The 17741-nt window shown below is 70.2% G+C and carries 20 protein-coding genes; 12 read left to right on the top strand and 8 right to left on the bottom strand.

Features of this window, described 5'->3' with window-relative positions:
• The first annotated feature begins 261 nt into the window (after positions 1-261).
• From ACGFY9_RS08770 to ACGFY9_RS08755, 4 genes are all read left to right on the top strand, one after another.
• Complete coding sequence (locus ACGFY9_RS08770; RefSeq protein WP_393753373.1) at positions 262-1788, top strand: flavin monoamine oxidase family protein; 1527 nt, start codon at positions 262-264, stop codon at positions 1786-1788.
• Between the two features lie 135 nt (positions 1789-1923).
• A complete protein-coding gene (locus ACGFY9_RS08765) occupies positions 1924-2862 on the top strand; it encodes a PAC2 family protein (protein ID WP_366494142.1) in 939 nt (312 codons plus the stop codon).
• Between the two features lie 74 nt (positions 2863-2936).
• Positions 2937-3557, top strand: coding sequence for a dephospho-CoA kinase (coaE, locus tag ACGFY9_RS08760; RefSeq protein ID WP_393753030.1), 621 nt, complete (start codon positions 2937-2939; stop codon positions 3555-3557).
• A gap of 50 nt (positions 3558-3607) precedes the next feature.
• The gene (locus ACGFY9_RS08755; RefSeq protein WP_365307622.1) at positions 3608-3988 is read left to right on the top strand and encodes a tetratricopeptide repeat protein; all 381 of its coding nucleotides are present in this window, start codon (positions 3608-3610) and stop codon (positions 3986-3988) included.
• A 73-nt stretch (positions 3989-4061) separates the two neighbouring features.
• On the opposite strand, the gene ACGFY9_RS08750 is transcribed toward ACGFY9_RS08755, so the two are convergent.
• Entirely contained in the window at positions 4062-4328 is a 267-nt protein-coding gene (locus ACGFY9_RS08750; RefSeq protein ID WP_393753029.1) for a DUF6343 family protein, read from the bottom strand.
• Between the two features lie 80 nt (positions 4329-4408).
• On the opposite strand from ACGFY9_RS08750, the gene ACGFY9_RS08745 reads away from it, so the two are divergent.
• The 3 genes from ACGFY9_RS08745 (at position 4409) to ACGFY9_RS08735 (ending at position 6745) form a co-directional block, all read left to right on the top strand.
• Entirely contained in the window at positions 4409-5323 is a 915-nt protein-coding gene (locus tag ACGFY9_RS08745; protein ID WP_393753028.1) for an acyltransferase domain-containing protein, read from the top strand.
• A gap of 133 nt (positions 5324-5456) precedes the next feature.
• The gene (locus ACGFY9_RS08740) at positions 5457-6173 is read left to right on the top strand and encodes a class I SAM-dependent methyltransferase (RefSeq protein WP_393753372.1); all 717 of its coding nucleotides are present in this window, start codon (positions 5457-5459) and stop codon (positions 6171-6173) included.
• A 113-nt stretch (positions 6174-6286) separates the two neighbouring features.
• Complete coding sequence (locus ACGFY9_RS08735; RefSeq protein WP_393753027.1) at positions 6287-6745, top strand: DoxX family protein; 459 nt, start codon at positions 6287-6289, stop codon at positions 6743-6745.
• 167 nt (positions 6746-6912) lie between these two features.
• Here ACGFY9_RS08735 and ACGFY9_RS08730 read toward each other — a convergent pair whose 3' ends face one another.
• Complete coding sequence (locus tag ACGFY9_RS08730; RefSeq protein ID WP_393753026.1) at positions 6913-7521, bottom strand: RNA-binding S4 domain-containing protein; 609 nt, start codon at positions 7519-7521, stop codon at positions 6913-6915.
• Positions 7522-7674: 153 nt separating this feature from the next.
• Here ACGFY9_RS08730 and ACGFY9_RS08725 point away from each other — a divergent pair, with 153 nt between their 5' ends.
• Both ACGFY9_RS08725 and pip read left to right on the top strand, forming a co-directional pair.
• The gene (locus tag ACGFY9_RS08725) at positions 7675-8367 is read left to right on the top strand and encodes a uracil-DNA glycosylase (protein ID WP_393753025.1); all 693 of its coding nucleotides are present in this window, start codon (positions 7675-7677) and stop codon (positions 8365-8367) included.
• Between the two features lie 44 nt (positions 8368-8411).
• Positions 8412-9374: a prolyl aminopeptidase gene (pip, locus tag ACGFY9_RS08720; RefSeq protein ID WP_393753024.1), complete on the top strand. Its 963-nt coding sequence runs from the start codon at positions 8412-8414 to the stop codon at positions 9372-9374.
• Positions 9375-9383: 9 nt separating this feature from the next.
• Here the strand turns inward: pip and ACGFY9_RS08715 are convergent, their stop codons facing one another.
• Positions 9384-10847 carry a LamG domain-containing protein gene (locus ACGFY9_RS08715; RefSeq protein ID WP_393753023.1) on the bottom strand — a complete coding sequence of 488 codons (1464 nt, stop codon included), beginning with the start codon at positions 10845-10847 and terminating at the stop codon, positions 9384-9386.
• A gap of 15 nt (positions 10848-10862) precedes the next feature.
• Complete coding sequence (locus ACGFY9_RS08710; protein ID WP_393753022.1) at positions 10863-11525, bottom strand: GntR family transcriptional regulator; 663 nt, start codon at positions 11523-11525, stop codon at positions 10863-10865.
• A gap of 143 nt (positions 11526-11668) precedes the next feature.
• Here ACGFY9_RS08710 and ACGFY9_RS08705 point away from each other — a divergent pair, with 143 nt between their 5' ends.
• The 3 genes from ACGFY9_RS08705 (at position 11669) to ACGFY9_RS08695 (ending at position 15229) form a co-directional block, all read left to right on the top strand.
• On the top strand, positions 11669-13141 hold the full coding sequence (locus ACGFY9_RS08705; RefSeq protein WP_393753021.1) for an NCS1 family nucleobase:cation symporter-1: 1473 nt from the start codon (positions 11669-11671) through the stop codon (positions 13139-13141).
• A gap of 5 nt (positions 13142-13146) precedes the next feature.
• Positions 13147-13866 carry an aspartate/glutamate racemase family protein gene (locus ACGFY9_RS08700; protein WP_393753020.1) on the top strand — a complete coding sequence of 240 codons (720 nt, stop codon included), beginning with the start codon at positions 13147-13149 and terminating at the stop codon, positions 13864-13866.
• A 415-nt stretch (positions 13867-14281) separates the two neighbouring features.
• The gene (locus ACGFY9_RS08695) at positions 14282-15229 is read left to right on the top strand and encodes a glycoside hydrolase family 6 protein (RefSeq protein ID WP_393753019.1); all 948 of its coding nucleotides are present in this window, start codon (positions 14282-14284) and stop codon (positions 15227-15229) included.
• Positions 15230-15272: 43 nt separating this feature from the next.
• Here ACGFY9_RS08695 and ACGFY9_RS08690 read toward each other — a convergent pair whose 3' ends face one another.
• From ACGFY9_RS08690 to ACGFY9_RS08675, 4 genes are all read right to left on the bottom strand, one after another.
• Positions 15273-15749, bottom strand: coding sequence for a GNAT family N-acetyltransferase (locus ACGFY9_RS08690; RefSeq protein WP_393753018.1), 477 nt, complete (start codon positions 15747-15749; stop codon positions 15273-15275).
• A complete protein-coding gene (locus tag ACGFY9_RS08685) occupies positions 15746-16180 on the bottom strand; it encodes a RidA family protein (protein WP_393753017.1) in 435 nt (144 codons plus the stop codon). Before ACGFY9_RS08685 ends, ACGFY9_RS08690 begins: the two co-directional genes overlap by 4 nt.
• Positions 16181-16263: 83 nt before the next feature.
• Positions 16264-16968: a hypothetical protein gene (locus tag ACGFY9_RS08680; RefSeq protein ID WP_393753016.1), complete on the bottom strand. Its 705-nt coding sequence runs from the start codon at positions 16966-16968 to the stop codon at positions 16264-16266.
• A 74-nt stretch (positions 16969-17042) separates the two neighbouring features.
• Positions 17043-17717, bottom strand: a complete 675-nt coding sequence (locus ACGFY9_RS08675; RefSeq protein ID WP_393753015.1) for a hypothetical protein — start codon at positions 17715-17717, stop codon at positions 17043-17045.
• Positions 17718-17741: the final 24 nt, after the last annotated feature.

Raw genomic sequence — 17741 nt, 5'->3', positions numbered from 1 at the left:
CTTTCGGGGTGCGGCCCCTCGGTTGTGTTTCGGCTTGCGGCCGGTGGGGGTTGATCGCGCAGTTCCCCGCGCCCCTAGAGGGCGCGTTTCCTCGGCCTTGCAGAAACGTGCGGGATACATCCGTAACTGCCGTGCCGTAACCGGCTGTTGGGACCCTGCCTCGGTCATTCATGATCGGAGAAGGGGAGCCGGACAATGGCAAGGAACCAGAGCCGACGTGCATTTCTGCGGAACGTGGGTCTCACCGGTGGCGCGGGCACGATGTTCGCCACCATGGGAGCCCTCGGGCTCGCCCCCACCGCGCAGGCCGCCCAGCGGGAGCAGCCCTTCCGCGCCCTGAGTGCCGGGGACTTCCACCTCACCGGACGCGGTGCGGCGAAGGTCGTCATCGTCGGCGGTGGCATCGCCGGGCTGACCACGGCGTACGAACTGGGCAAGGCCGGCTACGACTGTACGATCCTGGAGGCCAGGGACCGTACCGGCGGCCGTAACTTCACCGCCCGCGGCGGCGACACCACGACCGACCTCTACGGCAACCGGCAGACCGCCCGCTTCGCCGACGGCCACTACATGAACTGCGGCCCCGCGCGGATCCCGCAGTGGATGGTCACCCTCGACTACTGCCGTGAACTCGGCGTCCCCATCGAGGTGTTCACCAACGTCAACGCGGACGCGTACATCTACAACGAGTCCACCGGCATGACCAAGCCCGAGCGCTACCGCACCGCCAAGGCCGATGTCTACGGCTATGTCTCGGAGTTGCTCGCCAAGGCCACCGACAAGGGCGCTCTGGACAAGGAGTTGACCGCCACCGACCAGGAGAGGCTCGTCGAGTTCCTCAAGGGCTGGGGAGAGCTCGGGGACACGCTGGACTACAAGGGCGGTGACTTCCGCGGGTACTCGACCGTTCCGGCCGCCGCGGGTACCCCTGGTGTGCTGCTGGGGGACGTGCCCACCGCCTCCGAGGTCTTCGCCAGCGGTGTCGGACGCTACTTCTCCTTCGAATTCGGCTTCGACCAGGCCATGCTGATGTTCCAGCCGGTCGGCGGCATGGACCAGATACCGAAGGCCCTCACCCGGGCGATCGGCGCCCATCGCATCCGTACCGGGGCGGTCGTCTCGAAAATCACCGACAAGGGGAGTGGCGTTTCCGTCACTTACACCCAGGGCGGCCGGACGAAGGTGGTCGACGCCGACTACTGCGTCGGCGCCCTGCCGCCCAACATCCTCGCCAAGATCCCGCACAACCTCGGCGCCGGCGTCCAGACCGCGCTGGAGGCGATCACCCCGTCGTCCGCCGCGAAGATCGGCCTGGAGTACAAGTCCCGTTGGTGGGAGCTCGATCACCGGATCTACGGCGGTATCACCGAGACCGACCAGGACGTCACCCACATCTGGCACCCTTCGTACGGCTTCCACGGTGAGCGGGGTGTCCTGATCGGGTACTACAACTACGACGACAACGCGGACTCCTACGCGAAGCTCACCCCCAAGGGGCGCGAAGAGCGGGCGGTGGCCGCAGGCGTGAAGATCTACGGGGAGAAGTACCGCACCGAACTGGCATCGTCCTTCTCCCACCACTGGCGTCAGACGCCCCACCTGGAGGCCGCGTGGCACGACACCCCCGGTGGCCCCGACGACGTCCGCTACAAGCCGCTCAACGACCCCACCGGACGCGTCTACTTCGCCGGCGACTGGCTCACCTACACCGACGCCTGGCAGCACGGCGCGTTCTCCTCCGCCCGCAAGGCCGTGACCGCACTCCACGCGCGCGTGCTGTCCTCGTGACGTGGACACTCTCCCGGTGACACACGGGAGCGGCGCATGAAAAGCCCGTAAGAGGTGCCTGATCAGGGGCATGGGCGGGAATGCCCATGCCCTGGAGGGCGTTGTGCAGTACGAACACGAGGAGGAGCGGTCACTGTGCTTGATCCGCAGGGTTTGTACGCATGGGAGCCGAAGGGCCTGGCAGTCGTCGACATGGCGCTCGCACAGGAGTCGGCCGGTCTTGTCATGCTCTACCACTTCGACGGATACATCGACGCGGGCGAGACAGGCGACCAGATCGTCGAACGTCTGCTCGATACGTTGCCCCACCAGCTCGTCGCCACCTTCGACCACGACCGGCTCGTCGACTACCGAGCCCGCCGCCCGCTGCTCACCTTCAAGCGGGACCGGTGGACCGACTACGAGGAGCCCACCCTCGACGTACGGCTGGTCCAGGACGCCACCGGAGCGCCCTTCCTGCTGCTCTCCGGCCCCGAGCCGGACGTGGAGTGGGAGCGCTTCGCCGCGGCCGTCCAGCAGATCGTGGAGCGGCTCGGCGTCCGCCTGTCCGTGAACTTCCACGGCATCCCCATGGGCGTCCCGCACACCCGGCCCGTCGGCGTCACCCCGCACGGCAACCGCAACGACCTCGTCCCCGGGCACCGCAGCCCCTTCGACGAGGCGCAGGTCCCCGGCAGTGCCGAGGCGCTCGTCGAGTACCGCCTCATGGAGGCCGGTCACGACGTCCTGGGCGTCGCCGCGCACGTCCCGCACTACATCGCCCGGTCCCCGTACCCGGACGCGGCCCTGACCGTCCTGGAGGCCATCACGGCGGGCACCGGACTGGTCCTCCCGGGCATCGCGCACTCCCTGCGCACCGAGGCCCACCGCACCCAGACCGAGATCGACCGCCAGATCCAGGAGGGCGACGAGGAGCTCGTGGCGCTCGTCCAGGGCCTGGAGCACCAGTACGACGCCGCCGCGGGCGCCGAGAGCCGCGGCAACATGCTCGCCGAGCCGGTCGACATCCCGTCCGCGGACGAGATCGGGCAGGAGTTCGAGCGCTTCCTGGCGGAGCGCGAGGGCGACAACTAGGGCGAGGACGGCAACGGAGCGGTTGCCGACGGTCGCCGCGTGCCCTGTCAGTGACAGGCCGTAGGCTTCGGTTCATGCTGAAGGTCGGCCTCACCGGGGGCATCGGTGCCGGTAAGAGTGAAGTGTCGCGACTGCTCGTGGGGTACGGCGCCGTGCTGATCGACGCCGACCGCATCGCGCGCGAGGTCGTCGCGCCTGGAACTCCCGGGCTCGCGGCGGTCGTCGAGGCCTTCGGGGAGGACGTGCTCGCCGAGGACGGCGGACTGGACCGGCCGAAGCTGGGCTCCATCGTCTTCGCCGACCCCGAGAAGCTGGCCGTCCTCAACGAGATCGTGCACCCCCTGGTCGGCAGGCGCTCCCGCGAGCTCGAAACGGCCGCGGCCGACGACTCCGTAGTGATCCACGACGTCCCCCTCCTCGCCGAGAACGCCCTCGCCGCGCTGTACGACCTGGTGATCGTCGTCGACGCGAGCCCCGAGACCCAGCTCGACCGGCTGGTCCGGCTGCGGGGCATGACCGAGGACGACGCACGCGCGCGTATGGCCGCCCAGGCGACGCGCGAGAAGCGGCTCGCCATCGCGGACATCGTCATCGACAACGACGTACCCCTGGAGGCGCTGGAGCGGCGCGTACGGGACGTATGGGCCGAACTCGTGCGCAGGGCGCATGCGCCCCAGCAGCCCCCTCAGGAATAGCGGCCCTTTCTCCGGGCGTTGAAACGTCCGAGTGAGGGAAGGACTTTGCCGTGCCCGAGAACAGCGGAACGACCGGACGTACTCCGGAGACGCATGTCATCGACTTCCGTGCCGCCGAGCAGTTGCTCGACGCGCGGGACCCGCGGGGCGCGGTGAAGCTGCTCGACCGCGTCATCGACGCGCACCCGGAGAACACCGCCGCGCGGCTGCTGCGCGCGCGTGCCTTCTTCGCGGCCGCGCAACTGCGCCCAGCCGAGCTGGAGTTCACCATCGTCCTGGAGCGCGAGCCGGACAACGCCTTCGCGCACTTCGCGCTCGCCCGCACCTACGAGCGACAGGGCCGCGCGGACCAGGCCAAACGCCACTTCAGGCTGGCCGCCGCGCTCGACCCGAAACCGCAGTACCTGAAGGCGGCCCGCTTCGACGGGTAGGCGTGCTCCTGGAGACGCATACCTGTAGGCGTGCACCTGTGAGGGCATGCCCACGGGGGCACGCTTCCGCCGGTCAGGGGTGGCGGTGCTCCGGTGGTCGGTACGGCGGGATGTCCGGGCCCGGCTGGTAGTGCGGGCCCTGGCGCATGTGTCTGAGGATCATGGTCATGTCGATCGTGACGATCAGCCACAGCACCGCGCAGGCCGCCGCCCACCCGGGGCGACCGGCGATCGCGAACGCGACCGTGCCGAAGATCGTCCAGACCAGCCCCCACACGCTCAGCCAGAACCGCGTCCGTAGCGGACTGCGCGCGGTCGTGGGCTCACTGCCTGTACGCATCAGGATCACTACTCCTCCTTGCAACGTACTCTTCGGCTCGGACGTTCTCCACAGGGCTCCACAGGGAGGGGAAGCGCATCGTGCTGCCGGACGCCGACGAACTGCCCGAGGTCCTGCTCGACCTCGCCGTACCCCATGAGGACATCAACGAACTGGTGCGACTGCACCGGGTGTTGGCGCGGGACACCGACGCGATGCGACTCCTGGAGGAGTGCGTCGGCGAACTGGTCAAGGACATCGGGGAGCACGGCCACTGGACCCGGCTCACCGAGCTGCTCCTGGCCCGGCTGCCCGAGGCCCCGCCCGAGATCGGCGCCTGTTTCTCCGTCTACGTGTTCGTCGCCGCACTGCCCTCCACGCGCGCGTACCACCGCGAACGCGGCGTCCCCGCCGACGTCTCCCGGCGCACCCTCGCCGACCTGGGACGCAACATCGCGGTGCACCACAGACGGTTCGGCGGGGCAGGGCTGCCGTTCCCGCAGTGGCTCGTCCCGCACTTCCGCGGCGAGCTGTACCAGCTGGGACGGCTACAGTTCGAGCGGTCGCGGCTCGGTGAGCGCAGCGCGCAGGCGCTCACGGCGGCCGGGCTGGACGCGGTGCGGGGGGCGCCCTGCCTGAACCTGCACATCCCCGACTTCTCCGGGCCGCTCACCCCGGCCGCGTGCGACCGCTCGCTGGAACTGGCCCGCGCGTTCTTCGCCCGGCACTTCCCCGAGGAGCGCCACGAGGTCGCGACCTGCCACTCCTGGCTGCTCGACCCGCAGTTGAAGCGGTGCCTCTCCGCCGACTCCAACATCGTCCGCTTCCAGGAACGGTTCCTAGTGATCCGCGAGGACACGGAGCCGGCCGACACCGAGCCCGTCCAGTTCGTCTTCGGGCATCCCGATCTGCCGGTGGAGAGCCTGCCGCGGGGTACGTCGGTGGAGCGGGCCGTCGGGGACCATCTGCGGGAGGGCGGGCACTGGTACATCGGGCACGGGTGGTTTCCGCTCTGATCCAGGCTCGGCTCCGACCTCCAACAGCTGCCAACAGTTGCCTGCCTGAAGGGAATTGACTCGTACGGGTGAACCAGTGCGAGTCGGGAACGGACGTGCGGACGCGGACCGTTGGACGGGCATGCGAATCGAAATGCGTGAGGGGTACGAGGGGACAGGACCCGGGGCGATCACTCCGGACGGCTGCGCGGTCGAGCTGTACTCTCGGCTGTCGATCGGCCAGGAGCCGGACATCATCGCCGCGGCCGTGCCGGCGGGCGCGCGCATCCTGGAGCTGGGCAGCGGGGTGGGACGGATGACCCACCCCCTCCTGGAGCGCGGGTTTACTGTCACGGCGGTCGACGAGTCCGCCGAGATGCTGGAGCGGGTCAAGGGCGCGCGCACGATATGCAGCCCGATCGAGAACCTCGATCTGGGCGAGACCTTCGACGTGGTGATGCTCGCGTCGTTCCTGGTGCACGCCGGGGACATCGAGGTGCGGCGCGGACTGCTGCGGACCTGCGTCCGGCATGTCGCGCCCGGCGGCTGCGTGCTGATCCAGCGGGAGGGCGAGGACTACCACACGAACCTGCCGCGCGAGCGGATCGACCCCAGTGGCTTCACCGTGCGGATGGTGTCGGCGGAGCCGGTCGGGGACGGGGTCGACTCGGTGCGTGCGGAGTATGTGTTTCCGGACGCGGTCTGGACCCAGACGTTCCTGTCCCGGCCGTTGACGAGGGACCAGTTCGAGGAGGCGCTGGCGGAGGCGGGACTGAAGGTGGACAGCTATCTGACACCGGACCGGATATGGGTGAGGGCGGTGGCGGTGGCGGTGGCAGAGGGAGACGAAGAGGCAGAGGCAGCGGATTAGCCGAGGAAATCGGGTGCGGCGGCGATGAGTTCGAGGACGAGAGCCGGTCTACCCCTGTGACAGCAACACGGACCGCTTCCCAGCGCTCCCACCGCTTCCCACAGGAGAACCTCATGTCCGAGACCACCGCTTCCGTAGCCTCCGCCGCGTCCGCCAACTCCCTGGCCCCCGCGTCCGCGACCACCCGCGGTCGCCGTGCCCGGATCGCGCTGCGCGCCCTCCAAGTGCTGCTCGCCCTGTTCTACGGCGTCGCGAGCGCGCTGCCCAAGCTGATTGCGAACTCCTCGGCCGTGGAGTCCTTCGACAAGATCGGCTGGGGCAGCGGGGCCATGTACACGATCGGCGCGCTCGAACTGGCCGGTGCTGTCGGGCTGTTGGTCCCGCTGCTGCAGTCGGTGGCGGCGACGGCGCTCAGCGCGCTGATGGTGGGTGCGTTCGTCGTGCAGATGACCGCGTTCCACGGTGAGAACGCGGCGACACCGCTCATCCTGATCATCCCGCTGGCCCTGATCGCCTGGGCACGGCGGGGGCAGAACGCGGAGCTGCTGCGAGTGGTACGACGACGGGCGTGATCCGTGCGATACGGCTGGCGGCGACGGCTGTGCGTGCCTATGGCTGTCGCTGAGCACGGGGTGACGGTGGCGTCCGGTGGGCCGAGGGGCCCGGGCCGGATGTCACCGTTGCGTGTCGTGGTCCCGGGGGATATCGGGAGCGGTGGTGCCGGAGCTGGGACCAGTTGTCATCTTTGCGGGTCGCGACGGGTACCGCGACGCGCGTCGCGGCGGGTGTCCCGGTCCCGGTGAGTATCGGGAGCGGCGGCGGGGTCGAGGCCGGCGCCGGGGATGCCGCGCAGGCGTTCAAGGTCGCGGCGGTCGCGTTTGGTGGGGCGGCCGGTGCCGCGGTCGCGGATGCCGGCCGGGGCGACGGCCTCGCGGGGCGGGGGCGGCGGGGAGTTGTCCACGTAGCACTGGACGGCGACCGGAGGGCCGACCCGTTTGCGGATGACCTGCTTCACGATGACGACACGCTCGTGGCCCTCGTGCCGGAGGCGCACCTCGTCGCCGACGTGGACGGAGTGGGCGGGCTTCACCCGCTCACCGTTGACACGGACGTGGCCGCCCTTGCAGGCGGCGGCACCCATGGAACGGGTCTTGACCAGACGGACCGACCAGATCCAACTGTCGACGCGGACGCTCTCACCGTTGACCGGACTGGCGGCCTTGGCGGCGGCCACGGCGTCGCTCTGCGCCTCAGCGGCAGGGTTCTGGGGCGCGTCGGAGTTCCGGCTCGTCGTGGTCGCGCCGGTTCCTTGGTCGCCGTGGGTCTCGTCCGCGCCCTCTGAAGCCATGCCTCGACTTTAGTACCCCGGGGTGGGCGCCTCCGGCGGGTTTCGGCCGCCGACCTGAGGGGGCTCCCTCGCGGCCCGCGTCCCAGGAGGCGCGGGCGCGGCTTTCGCGATCCTCACCCGAGCCCGCACGGTGAGGGCACATACGGTGGCCGCATGAACCTGTCCGACCTCGATCACCGGATCGCCGGCTGCCGGGCCTGCCCCCGCCTGGTCGCCTGGCGGGAGGAGGTCGCCCGCACCAAACGCGCCGCCTTCGCCGACTGGACGTACTGGGGCCGCCCGGTGCCCGGCTTCGGCCCCGCCGACGCGTCGCTCCTGATCATCGGACTCGCCCCGGCCGCGCACGGCGCCAACCGCACCGGCCGCATGTTCACCGGCGACCGCTCCGGGGACGTCCTGTACGAGGCCCTCTACGACATCGGCCTCGCCTCGCAGCCGACCGCCGTGAGCGCCGACGACGGCCTGGAGCTGTACGGCGTGCGCATCACCTCACCGGTGCGCTGCGCCCCGCCCGCCAACAAGCCCACCCCCGAGGAACGCGACACCTGCCGTTCCTGGCTCGTCGAGGAACTCACCCTGCTGCGGCCGACGTTGAGGGCCGTGGTCGTCCTCGGCGCCTTCGGCTGGCAGGCGGCGCTGCCGGCGTTCGCGGCGGCGGGGTGGCAAGTCCCGCGCCCACGGCCCGCGTTCGGGCACGGGACACAGGTCTCCCTCGACGGACTCGACCTTTTCGGCTGCTTCCACGTCAGCCAGCGCAACACCTTCACCGGCAAACTCACCCCCGCGATGCTGCGGGACGTCCTGAGTACGGCGGCCGGGGCGGCTGGGCTGCCGACCGCGCCGTAGCGAGGCCGGGGACGCCGGGACCGTAGCGAGGTTAGGGTCGCAGGATGGGCCTGTATCCGGAGATCGAACCGTACGACCACGGCATGCTCGACGTCGGCGACGGCAACCACGTCTACTGGGAGACCTGCGGCAACCCGCACGGCAAGCCCGCGGTCGTGCTGCACGGCGGCCCGGGGTCGGGCTGTTCCCCTTACCCCCGGCGGTACTTCGACCCCGCCGTGTACCGGATCGTGCTGCTCGACCAGCGCGGGTGCGGACGTTCGACGCCGCACGCGAGTGCGTACGACACCGACATGAGCGTGAACACGACGGCCCACCTCATCGCCGATCTGGAGCTGCTGCGGCGGGAGTTGGGGATCGAACGGTGGCTGGTGTGGGGCGCGTCGTGGGGGTCGGTGCTCGGGCTGCGATACGCGCAGACGCATCCGGGTGTGGTGTCGGAGCTGGTGCTGACCTGTGTCGCCACCGGGTCCGATCCCGAAGTCGCCCTGCTGACCAGGGGGCTTGGGAAGCTCTTCCCGGGGGCGTTCGCGGCGTTCGTCTCCGGACTCCCCGCCGAGGAGCGCGAAGGGAACCTCGCCGCCGCCTACAACCGGCTCATCGAGTCGCCCGACCGGGCGGTGCGGGAGCGGGCCGCACGCGCCTGGACGGACTGGGAGACGGCGATCGTCCCGGCGCCGCCGCGCTCCGAAAAGCGGTACGAGGACCCGGAGTTCAGGATGTGCTTCGCGCGGACCGTCACGCACTACTTCGGCAACGACCACTTCCTCGGAGAAGGAAATGAGGAGGGCGTCGTGCTGCGGGAAGCGCCCCTCCTCAAGGACATCCCCGGCACCCTCGTCCAGGGCAGCCTCGACCTCGGCAACCTCCTCGGTGTCGTCTGGCGGCTCCATCACGCCTGGCCCGGCAGCGAGTTGGTGATCGTGGACGAAGCCGGGCACAACGCGAGCGCGCCCGGCGTCGCGGAGGCGCTGGTGGCGGCGACGGACAAGTACGCCCGCCGCTAGCCCAGTTGGTCAGCCGACGCGCGCCGCGGCCACCGGTCGGGCCGTCACGTCGTAAGTCCCGGTGCTCTTCGACGAGTTGACGCTCCACCGGTACCGCGAGAACTCGCCCGTGGTGTCGGAGGCGTAGAACATCATGTGGCCGATGCCGACGCCCTGGAGGTTCTCGCCGGTGACGTTGCCGACCATGCGGGTGTCCGGATACTTGGGGTAGTTGGTCAGGGCGTAGACGCCGTGCGGGTCGGAGGTGCAGTCGACGATCTCGACGGCGTACTGGGTCTCGCCGGTGAAGTCGGCGGTGCCGCTGAAGACGCCCTCGACCTCGCGGACCATGACGATGTGGCCGGTGTTGTCGGGGTCGCTGCCCTTGTAGTCGACGGCGATGATGTCGCCCGGCTGGAGGTCGGCGACCTTGCGGACGCGCTGGAAGCGGGGGCCGGCGGTGCCGTTCAGGAACGCCGCGCAGTAGTCGGCGGCCTCCGGGACCTTCTCCTGGAAGTACTGGAGGAAGTAGTCGTCGCTCGCCCAGCCGTAGGTGTGCTTGAGGACGCCGGTGACGAAGGACGCGCAGCGGGCGCGGGCCACCCAGCTCGCCGGGTCGTCGGGCGTACCCCAGGTGAGGGTGGCGCCCGGGTCCGTCCGATAGACGTTGTTCAGGCGGGCCGTACGGCCGCTGACCAGGGCGATCTCGTCGGCCGTCAGGGCGCGGCCGTACGCCCGTATGTCGTCGATCGCGCCCTTGAACCGGTTGACGGGCGCGCCGTCGAAGCGGGCCCGGCCTAGGGAGAAGCCGGAGGCCGCGGCCCAGGACAGGGTGGTGGTCGCGGCGCTGCCCTGCGGCTGCCCGTCGACGTACAGCCGGATCTGCGTGCCGTCCCAGACGCCGGCGAGGTGGGTCCAGACGCCGAGGGCCGCCGGTGACGTCGCGACGGCCGACACCTTGCTGCTCTGGTCCTCGCTGCGGACCTTGAAGGCCCAGGTGGAGACGGTGTTGTCGTACTGGAGGAGGAAGCGGCTGGTGGTCGTCCCGTCCTGGCTCACCGCCGTGTACATGGTCGCCGGGTCGGCGTCGCTCGCCAGGCGGACCCACGCCGAGACGGTGAAGGGAAGTGTCGTGTCCAGGACGGAGTCGGTGGTCGCGTACGCCCCGGACGTCCCGTCGAGACTCAGCTCGCCGCCCGCCCGCAGTGCCGTCCAAGTCGCGCCGGAGCCGAGCGTGACGGGGTGCTCGTGGCCGGAACGGTCGGTACCCGAGCCGTCCAGCGCCCAGTGCCCCACCAGTCCACTTGTCAGATACCCGGCCGCCAACAGCCGCTGATATCCCACCAGTTGCTCGGCCTGCGCCAGATGTGGTGTGCCGACCGGCGTGAACGGAGTGTCCAGCGCCACGTCCGCCACGGCCACCCCCGCCCCCTGCGCCACGCCGACGCCCACGAAGGCGGCGGCTCCGCCCAACAGGCCACGTCTGCTGACCATGTTCTCTCCCCTTGCCTACGGCTGCGCGTCCCCGAACAGATGCCGGACCGTGGAACGATAGTTGGTCCGCACGTGGGCCAGTGCGTGCGCGCGGGCGCGGGCCGGGTCGCCGGATGCGATCGCCTCGTACAACTCGCGGTGTTCCACGAGGAGTTGAGGCCACTCCTCGTTCCGTCGGGTCATCCAGCGCAGTCGGCCGGCGACCGGTTCCAGGGCGGCGGTCAGCTGCGTGTTGCCCGCTATCGCCACGATGCTGTCGTGCAGGCGGCTGTTGATGTCGGTGATCACCTCGGCGTCCCCGGCCTCGGTCGCGGCGGCCGCGCGGTCGAGGAGTTCCTCCACCTCGGCCAGTTCCTCCGGTGTCGCGCGGGACGCGGCGAGCCCGGCCGCGTAGACCTCCAGAGCCTCGCGCAGTTCGAAGAGTTCCCGCACGTCGTTCGGGGTGAGACGGCGTACGACCGTGCGGCGCGGAGTCTCGAAGTGGACGAACCCTTCGGCGACCAGCGCGCGGATCGCCTCGCGGACCGGCACCCGGGAGACGCCGAACCGCTCGGCGAGCTCGCGCTCGACCAGCCGGTCGCCCGGTCCGAGGCGGCCCGCGATGATCTCCTGGCGCAGGTTCGCCAGGACGCGCTCGCGGACCGCGCCCAGGGGTTCGATCTTCGTCATGGAGCTCATGGAGCAATCTTCTCCGACTCCGGGGGTCTTTTACCGAGCGTTAACAATCGTGACATCGGTCGGAATGCTTGACGGCGGGACCATGACCGCAGTTTGGTATACCAAACGGTCGCCGCCCTCCGTCCCCTTGCCCTGGAGGCCCCGTGTCCCTCGCCGACAGTGCCGAAGCCACCGGCACACCAGCGTTCGTCCCCGACCCCCGGCTCACCAACGAAGACCTCGCTCCCGCCGACAAGCGGAACTGGAAGGTCTTCGACCTCTTCGCCATGTGGATGTCCGACGTCCACAACCTCGGCAACTACACGTTCGCCGCGGGCCTGTTGGTCCTCGGCATGAACGTCTGGCAGGTCTTCACCTCCCTGCTCGTCGGCTTCGTGCTCATCTACGTCGGCATGAACTGGATGGGGAGGATCGGGCAGGCCCACGGCGTCCCGTTCCCGGTCGTCAGCCGCATCAGCTTCGGCGTGTGGGGCGCGAACATCCCGGCCCTCATCCGGGCCGTGATCGCCATCATGTGGTACGGCATCCAGACCTACCTCGCGTCCGTCGCCGTCAACGTGATGCTGCTGGCCGCGTGGCCGGGCCTGGAATCCTGGACTCACCACTCCTTCCTGGGACTTGACGCCCTCGGCTGGGTCTCCTTCGTGTCGCTGTGGCTGATCCAGGCGGTGATCATCAGTCAGGGCATGGAATCCGTACGGAAGTTCCAGGACTTCTGCGGCCCGGCGATCTGGCTGGTGATGATCGCGCTGGCCATCTGGGTGCTGGCGAAGGCCGGTTGGTCGATCTCCCTCACCTCGACCCCGCACCCGGTCTCGTTCGGCGAGCAGTGGCGGCAGTGGTTCGGCGCGATCGGGCTGATCCTCGCGACCTACGGCACGCTGATGCTCAACTTCTGCGACTTCTCCCGCTTCGCGCCGGACTACAAGACCGTCCGCCGCGGCAACTTCTGGGGCCTGCCCATCAACTCCACGGCGTTCGTGGTCGTTTCGGTGATCGTGACGGCCGGTTCGCTGGAGGTCTGGGGCCAAGCCATCACGGATCCGGCGGAGTTGGTCGCCAAGGTCGGCAACACCTGGGTGATGGTGCTGGGCGCGTTCACGTTCGCCGTCGCCACCATGGGCGTCAACATCGTCGCCAACTTCGTCTCACCGGCGTACGACCTGGCCAACGTCTGGCCGCAGAAGATCACCTTCAAGATCGGCGGCATGATCAGCACGGTCGCCGCGCTGGTCGTCACCCCGTGGAACCTCTTCTCCAACCCGACGGTCGTCAACTACTTCCTCGGCGGCCTCGGCGCCTTCCTGGGCCCGCTGTTCGGCGTGATCATGGTCGACTACTACTGGGTGAAGCGCGGCCGGGTCGACGTACAGGAACTCTTCGACGCGACCCCCGGCTCCCGCTACTACTACCGGAAGGGCGTCAACCCCAAGGCCCTGTGGGCGTTCCTGCCCTCGGCGGCGGTCGCGGCGGTGCTCGCGCTGGTGAAGACGTTCAGCGACGTGGCCCCGTACTCGTGGTTCATCGGTACGGCACTGGGCGCGGGCCTGTACGTACTGATCTGCCGCACCGACCGAGCCGCCGCCGAGCCCGCTCCCGAGCCGCTGGAGGTCTGACCAGCGTGCGCATCGTCGTCACCAACTGCAACACCACGCAGGAGATGACCGAGGAGATCGTACGAGGTGCCCGGGCCGCGGCAGGCCCGGGCACCACCGTGACCGGCCTGACCCCGGCGTGGGGCCCCGAGTCCGCGGAGGGCTGGCTCGACAGTTACCTCTCGGCGGCGGCCGTCATGGACCTGCTCCGGACGTACGAGGGCCCCGCGTACGACGCCGTCGTCATGGCCGGCTTCGGGGAGCACGGGCGGGAAGGCGTGCGGGAGTTGGTGGACGTACCGGTCGTCGACATCACCGAGGCGGCCGCCCACCTGGCCTGTCTGCTGGGCCGCCGCTACGGCGTCGTCACCACGCTGGAACGGTCCTGCGGCCAGATCGAGGACAGCCTGGAGCTGGCGGGGGTGGGCCGGAACTGCGCGGGGGTGGTGGGGACGGGGCTGAGCGTCCTCGACCTCGGCGACGACGACGCCCGCACGGAGGCGGCGTTCCTCGCGGCCGCGGAACGGGTGTGCGCGGCGGGGGCCGAGGTGTTGGTGCTGGGGTGTGCCGGGATGACGGGGTTGCAGCGGGTGGTGGGGGAGAAGCTGGGGTTGCCGGTGGTGGACGGGGTCGGGGCGGCGGTGAAGCTTGCTGAGTCGCTGGTGGGGTTGGGACTGAGGACGAGCAGGACGGGGAGTTTCGCGAGGCCGGTGGTGAAGAGGAGGGGGTGGGGGCGGGGGTGCTGAGGGGGTGTGGGGTGGTCCGGGGTGTGGAGGCAGGGTTTCTGAGTGCGCGGTTGGTCGGGGCTGCTGGGTCGAGTTCAGAGTGCGGGTGCGTGGGGGTTGCTCGCGCAGTTCCTCGCGCCCCTAAAAGCCGCTGCCCCACCGCCTCTGACCGACCCGCGCCCTGAAGGCCGGACCAGCCGAGGCGTTTTTAAGGGGCGCGGGGAACTGCGCGACCAGCCACGACGGCGCTGCAGCCGCGCAACGACAGATCCCGGCACCCCCTATCGCGCCGTACCCCTCGCCGCACCGCACCCCCGTAGGGGTGATCTTCCCCCGCCCTACCAGGTCACGCACCGGACCAACCCCGAGCGCCCCGCAAACTCCGGGAAGGACAAGCCGCCGCCCAGCCACCCCGCGCGGCAGGAACGGAGCCACGTTGCCCACCCCGGTACGCCGAGCCCTCCTCGTCACCCTCCTGGCAGGACTCTGCTGCGCCGGGGCGACACGCGACGTACCGGAACCGTTCTGGACCGCCCCCGACTCCCGAGCCGCACAGCAGGCAGCCGCCTGGCGCGAGGCCGGCCGGACAGCCGACGCCACGCTGATGGACCGCATCGCCGCCAGACCCGAGGCCGAGTGGCTCAACGGACCCGACCCTGGCCCGGTCGTCCGCGCCCGCACCACCGCCGCCGCCCAGGCCGGCCGCGTCGCCGTACTCGTCGCGTACTACATCCCGAACCGGGACTGCGGCCAGTACTCCCTCGGCGGCGCCCCCACCGCGGCGGCCTACCGCACCTGGATCGACGAGTTCGCGACCGCCCTCGGCGACCGGGGCGCCTACGTGATCGTCGAACCGGACGCGGTCGCCCAGGTGGTCGCCGGCTGCACCCGGGTCATGCCGAGCGAACGCTACGCACTGCTCGCCCACGCCGTGGACCGCCTCAAACGCCAACCGCACACCCACGTCTACGTCGACGCGGGCAACTCCAGCTGGATCCCCGAGGCCCGGCGACTGGTCGCCGCGCTCAAGGCGTCCGGGGTCGCCCGAGCCGACGGCGTCGCCCTGAACGTCTCCAACTACCAGACGAACAACGCGAGTTCGACGTACGGCGACCAACTCTCCAAAGACCTCGCCGGCAAGCACTACGTCATCGACACCAGCCGCAACGGCAACGGCCCCTACACCGGCACCGACGCGTGGTGCAATCCACCCGGCCGCGCCCTCGGCACCCCGCCGACGACCCGCACGGACAACCCGCTCCTCGACGCCTACCTGTGGATCAAACGCCCCGGCGAGTCCGACGGCACCTGCCGAGGCGGCCCGGCGGCAGGCCAGTGGTGGCCGGCGAACGCCCTCGAACTGGCCAGCAACGCCCGCCCCTGACTCACGACTTGTGGCCCACGGCTCGTGGCCTACGGCTCTTGGCTTACGGCTTGGGCTCCCACACATACCGCACGTCCGGCTCGCGCTCCTCGTTGGTGCTGCCGTCCGTGAACTCGACGGCGACGAAGCCGTGCCGCTCGTAGAACCGGTGGGCGGGCTTGTTCACCTGGAACGTCCACAGGTGCAGCCCCTCCGGACTCCGCTCCTTCGCGAGCCCGACGAACCGGTCCCCGAGCCCCCGCCCGCGCCAGGCAGGTTCGAGATACAGCTGCGACACCTCATCCCCGTTGATCACCATCAGCCCCACGATCCCACCGCCGTCCCCCGCGTCGGCCACCCAGATCTCCCGCAACGGCACGACGACGTCCCGGAAGTAGTCCCGCACGTCGTCGGCGGACCGCGGACTCACGACGGTCGGCAGCGCGGCGGCGAACGAACGCAGCCACACATCGGCGGCGGGGCGCGCATCCGGTGCGGTCGCCCGCCGCAGCGTGACGACGACCTCGGAATCGGGGTTCACGACTGGGCCACCTCGTCATCTGCCGGCGCTTCTTCCGGTACGACGGCAGTCGCCGTGATCTCCACGAGTTGCCCGGTGTACCCGAGGCAGGCCACGCCGACGAGCGTGGACGAATGCGGCCCCGCGCTGAGCCCGGACGCCTCGACCACCTCCCACACGGCGGACAACACCGAGGGCTCGCTGCTCACGACGTACACGTCCGTCGCGACGACATGCCCCAAGTCGCTCCCGACCGCCCGCAGTTGCTCCCCGAGATTCACCACCACCTGCTCGGCCTGCCGCACCGCGTCCCCCACGCCGACCACCTTGCCGTCGATGTCGAGCGGAACCGCCCCGGCGAGAAAGGCGAGCTTCGTACCGGCTTCGACGACGGTGGCGTGCGAGTAGGTGGGCGGCGGGAAGAGCGCGGGGACGGTGACGCGTTCGAGCACGGGGTCTCCCAGAAATCGGTCGATCGGGCACCGGCGGCCGGCAGTTGGCGGTCGGCGGTCGGGGCGGTGCGGGCGTCAGCCGATCACATGGACGAGGCTCCCGCATCCCAATTTCCGCCGGACAGTCGGCGTTCGCACTCCTGCGCAAGAGACGGGTACGCCTCGGTGATGGCCGCATGGATCCGCCGCCGGAGCAACGCCTCCGCAGTAGCCCGCCCGGCACTCCCGTGCAGCCCGTTCAGCAACTCGCCGTAACGAGCCAGCCGGTGCAGCAGATAGTCGACCTTCCACCGGTCGAGCACGACGACACCCTCCGGTGGCAGCTCCCGCCGCTCGTACGCCCGCTCCTCGTCCCGCCGTTCGCGATGCTCGACCGCAAGCGTCGCCAACCTGTGCGGAGCCAGCCGCGGCACGTCGATCGGCTCGGCCGCGATCCGCGCCAGCACCTCCCGCCGCCTGCGCCGGGCGGCGACCCGCGCTGCGGCCGGCCTCCGCGCGGCGGCCGCCGAAACGGCCCGGAACTCCTCGCTCCGTTCAGCGTCCTCGACCCGCTCGACGCAGTACAGCCAGATCTGCGGCGCCGCCCGGGAATGCGGATTTACCCGCAACAGATCGGGTTCACCGAGCAGTTGACGCACCATCCCGGCCGTCCATCCCCGAGCGCGCAACCCGGCGGCCGAGAGATGCGTACGAGTGGCATGCGCGTCGCCGCCACCCTCCGCGTCCCGCCCCTGCTCCTGTCCCTGCTCGTTTCCCTGCTCGCTCTCATGCGTCTCGTGCGCTGCCATCGACCGCTCCCCCGTGGTGACTCTCAGTGACCACTCCAGTGAAGCGCGCACCACTGACAATCGACCCGACGGCCTTACGCGGCGAGAGTGACCTCAGGCCCCGGAGGCGTCAGGAGGGTTCGGAGTGTCAGGACCTGTTTGAACCGCCGGGGGGGGGTGCCCCGATTCGCCCTTGTCGTCGCGTCCTCGGGAGTGCGCGGTGCGGGCAGGTCGATGAGGTCGCCGACCTCGGCCACCTCCTGCAAGGTCCGCGCCAATGACCTCAGCACGCCCCGCACCTCCGCGATCGCACCGCGCAGCGCGTCCGCGTGCTCCCACTCCCGCTCCCACGCCACCGGATCGCGCCCTTCGGGCCGCTGGGACTCGTAGGCGGCGAGGCGGGGATGCCAGGTCGCGAGGAGAGGGCGCAGGACGCGGTTGAGGACGGTGACCGCGAGGACGGCGAAGCTGACGTGACCAGGGGGTACGGGCGGGGCGATCTGGGGCCCGTGGCGGTGGAGGATGTCCCGGGTGGTGCCGAAGAACGTGTAGAACGAGGACAGCGCCTCGCGCAGGAAGCCCTCGTCGGCGGCGAGTTCCTCGACCGACACGCGGGTGACGAGCTGCAGGTACAGCTCCCAGGCCGCGCTTCGTTCCGCGTCGGCGGGTTCCCAGGTGCCGGAGATCTCGCCGACGAACGGGATCGTCAGTCTGGCCGTGATCTGTGACGGACCGCCCGGACCCCGCCGCCTGCGCTGCCTGTGTCTCATGATCGCCCTCCCCGGTACCCACAG

The sequence above is a fragment of the Streptomyces sp. NPDC048504 genome (assembly GCF_043200035.1).
Classification (GTDB): Bacteria; Actinomycetota; Actinomycetes; order Streptomycetales; family Streptomycetaceae; genus Streptomyces.
This window is presented reverse-complemented; position numbering and strand designations above follow the sequence as displayed.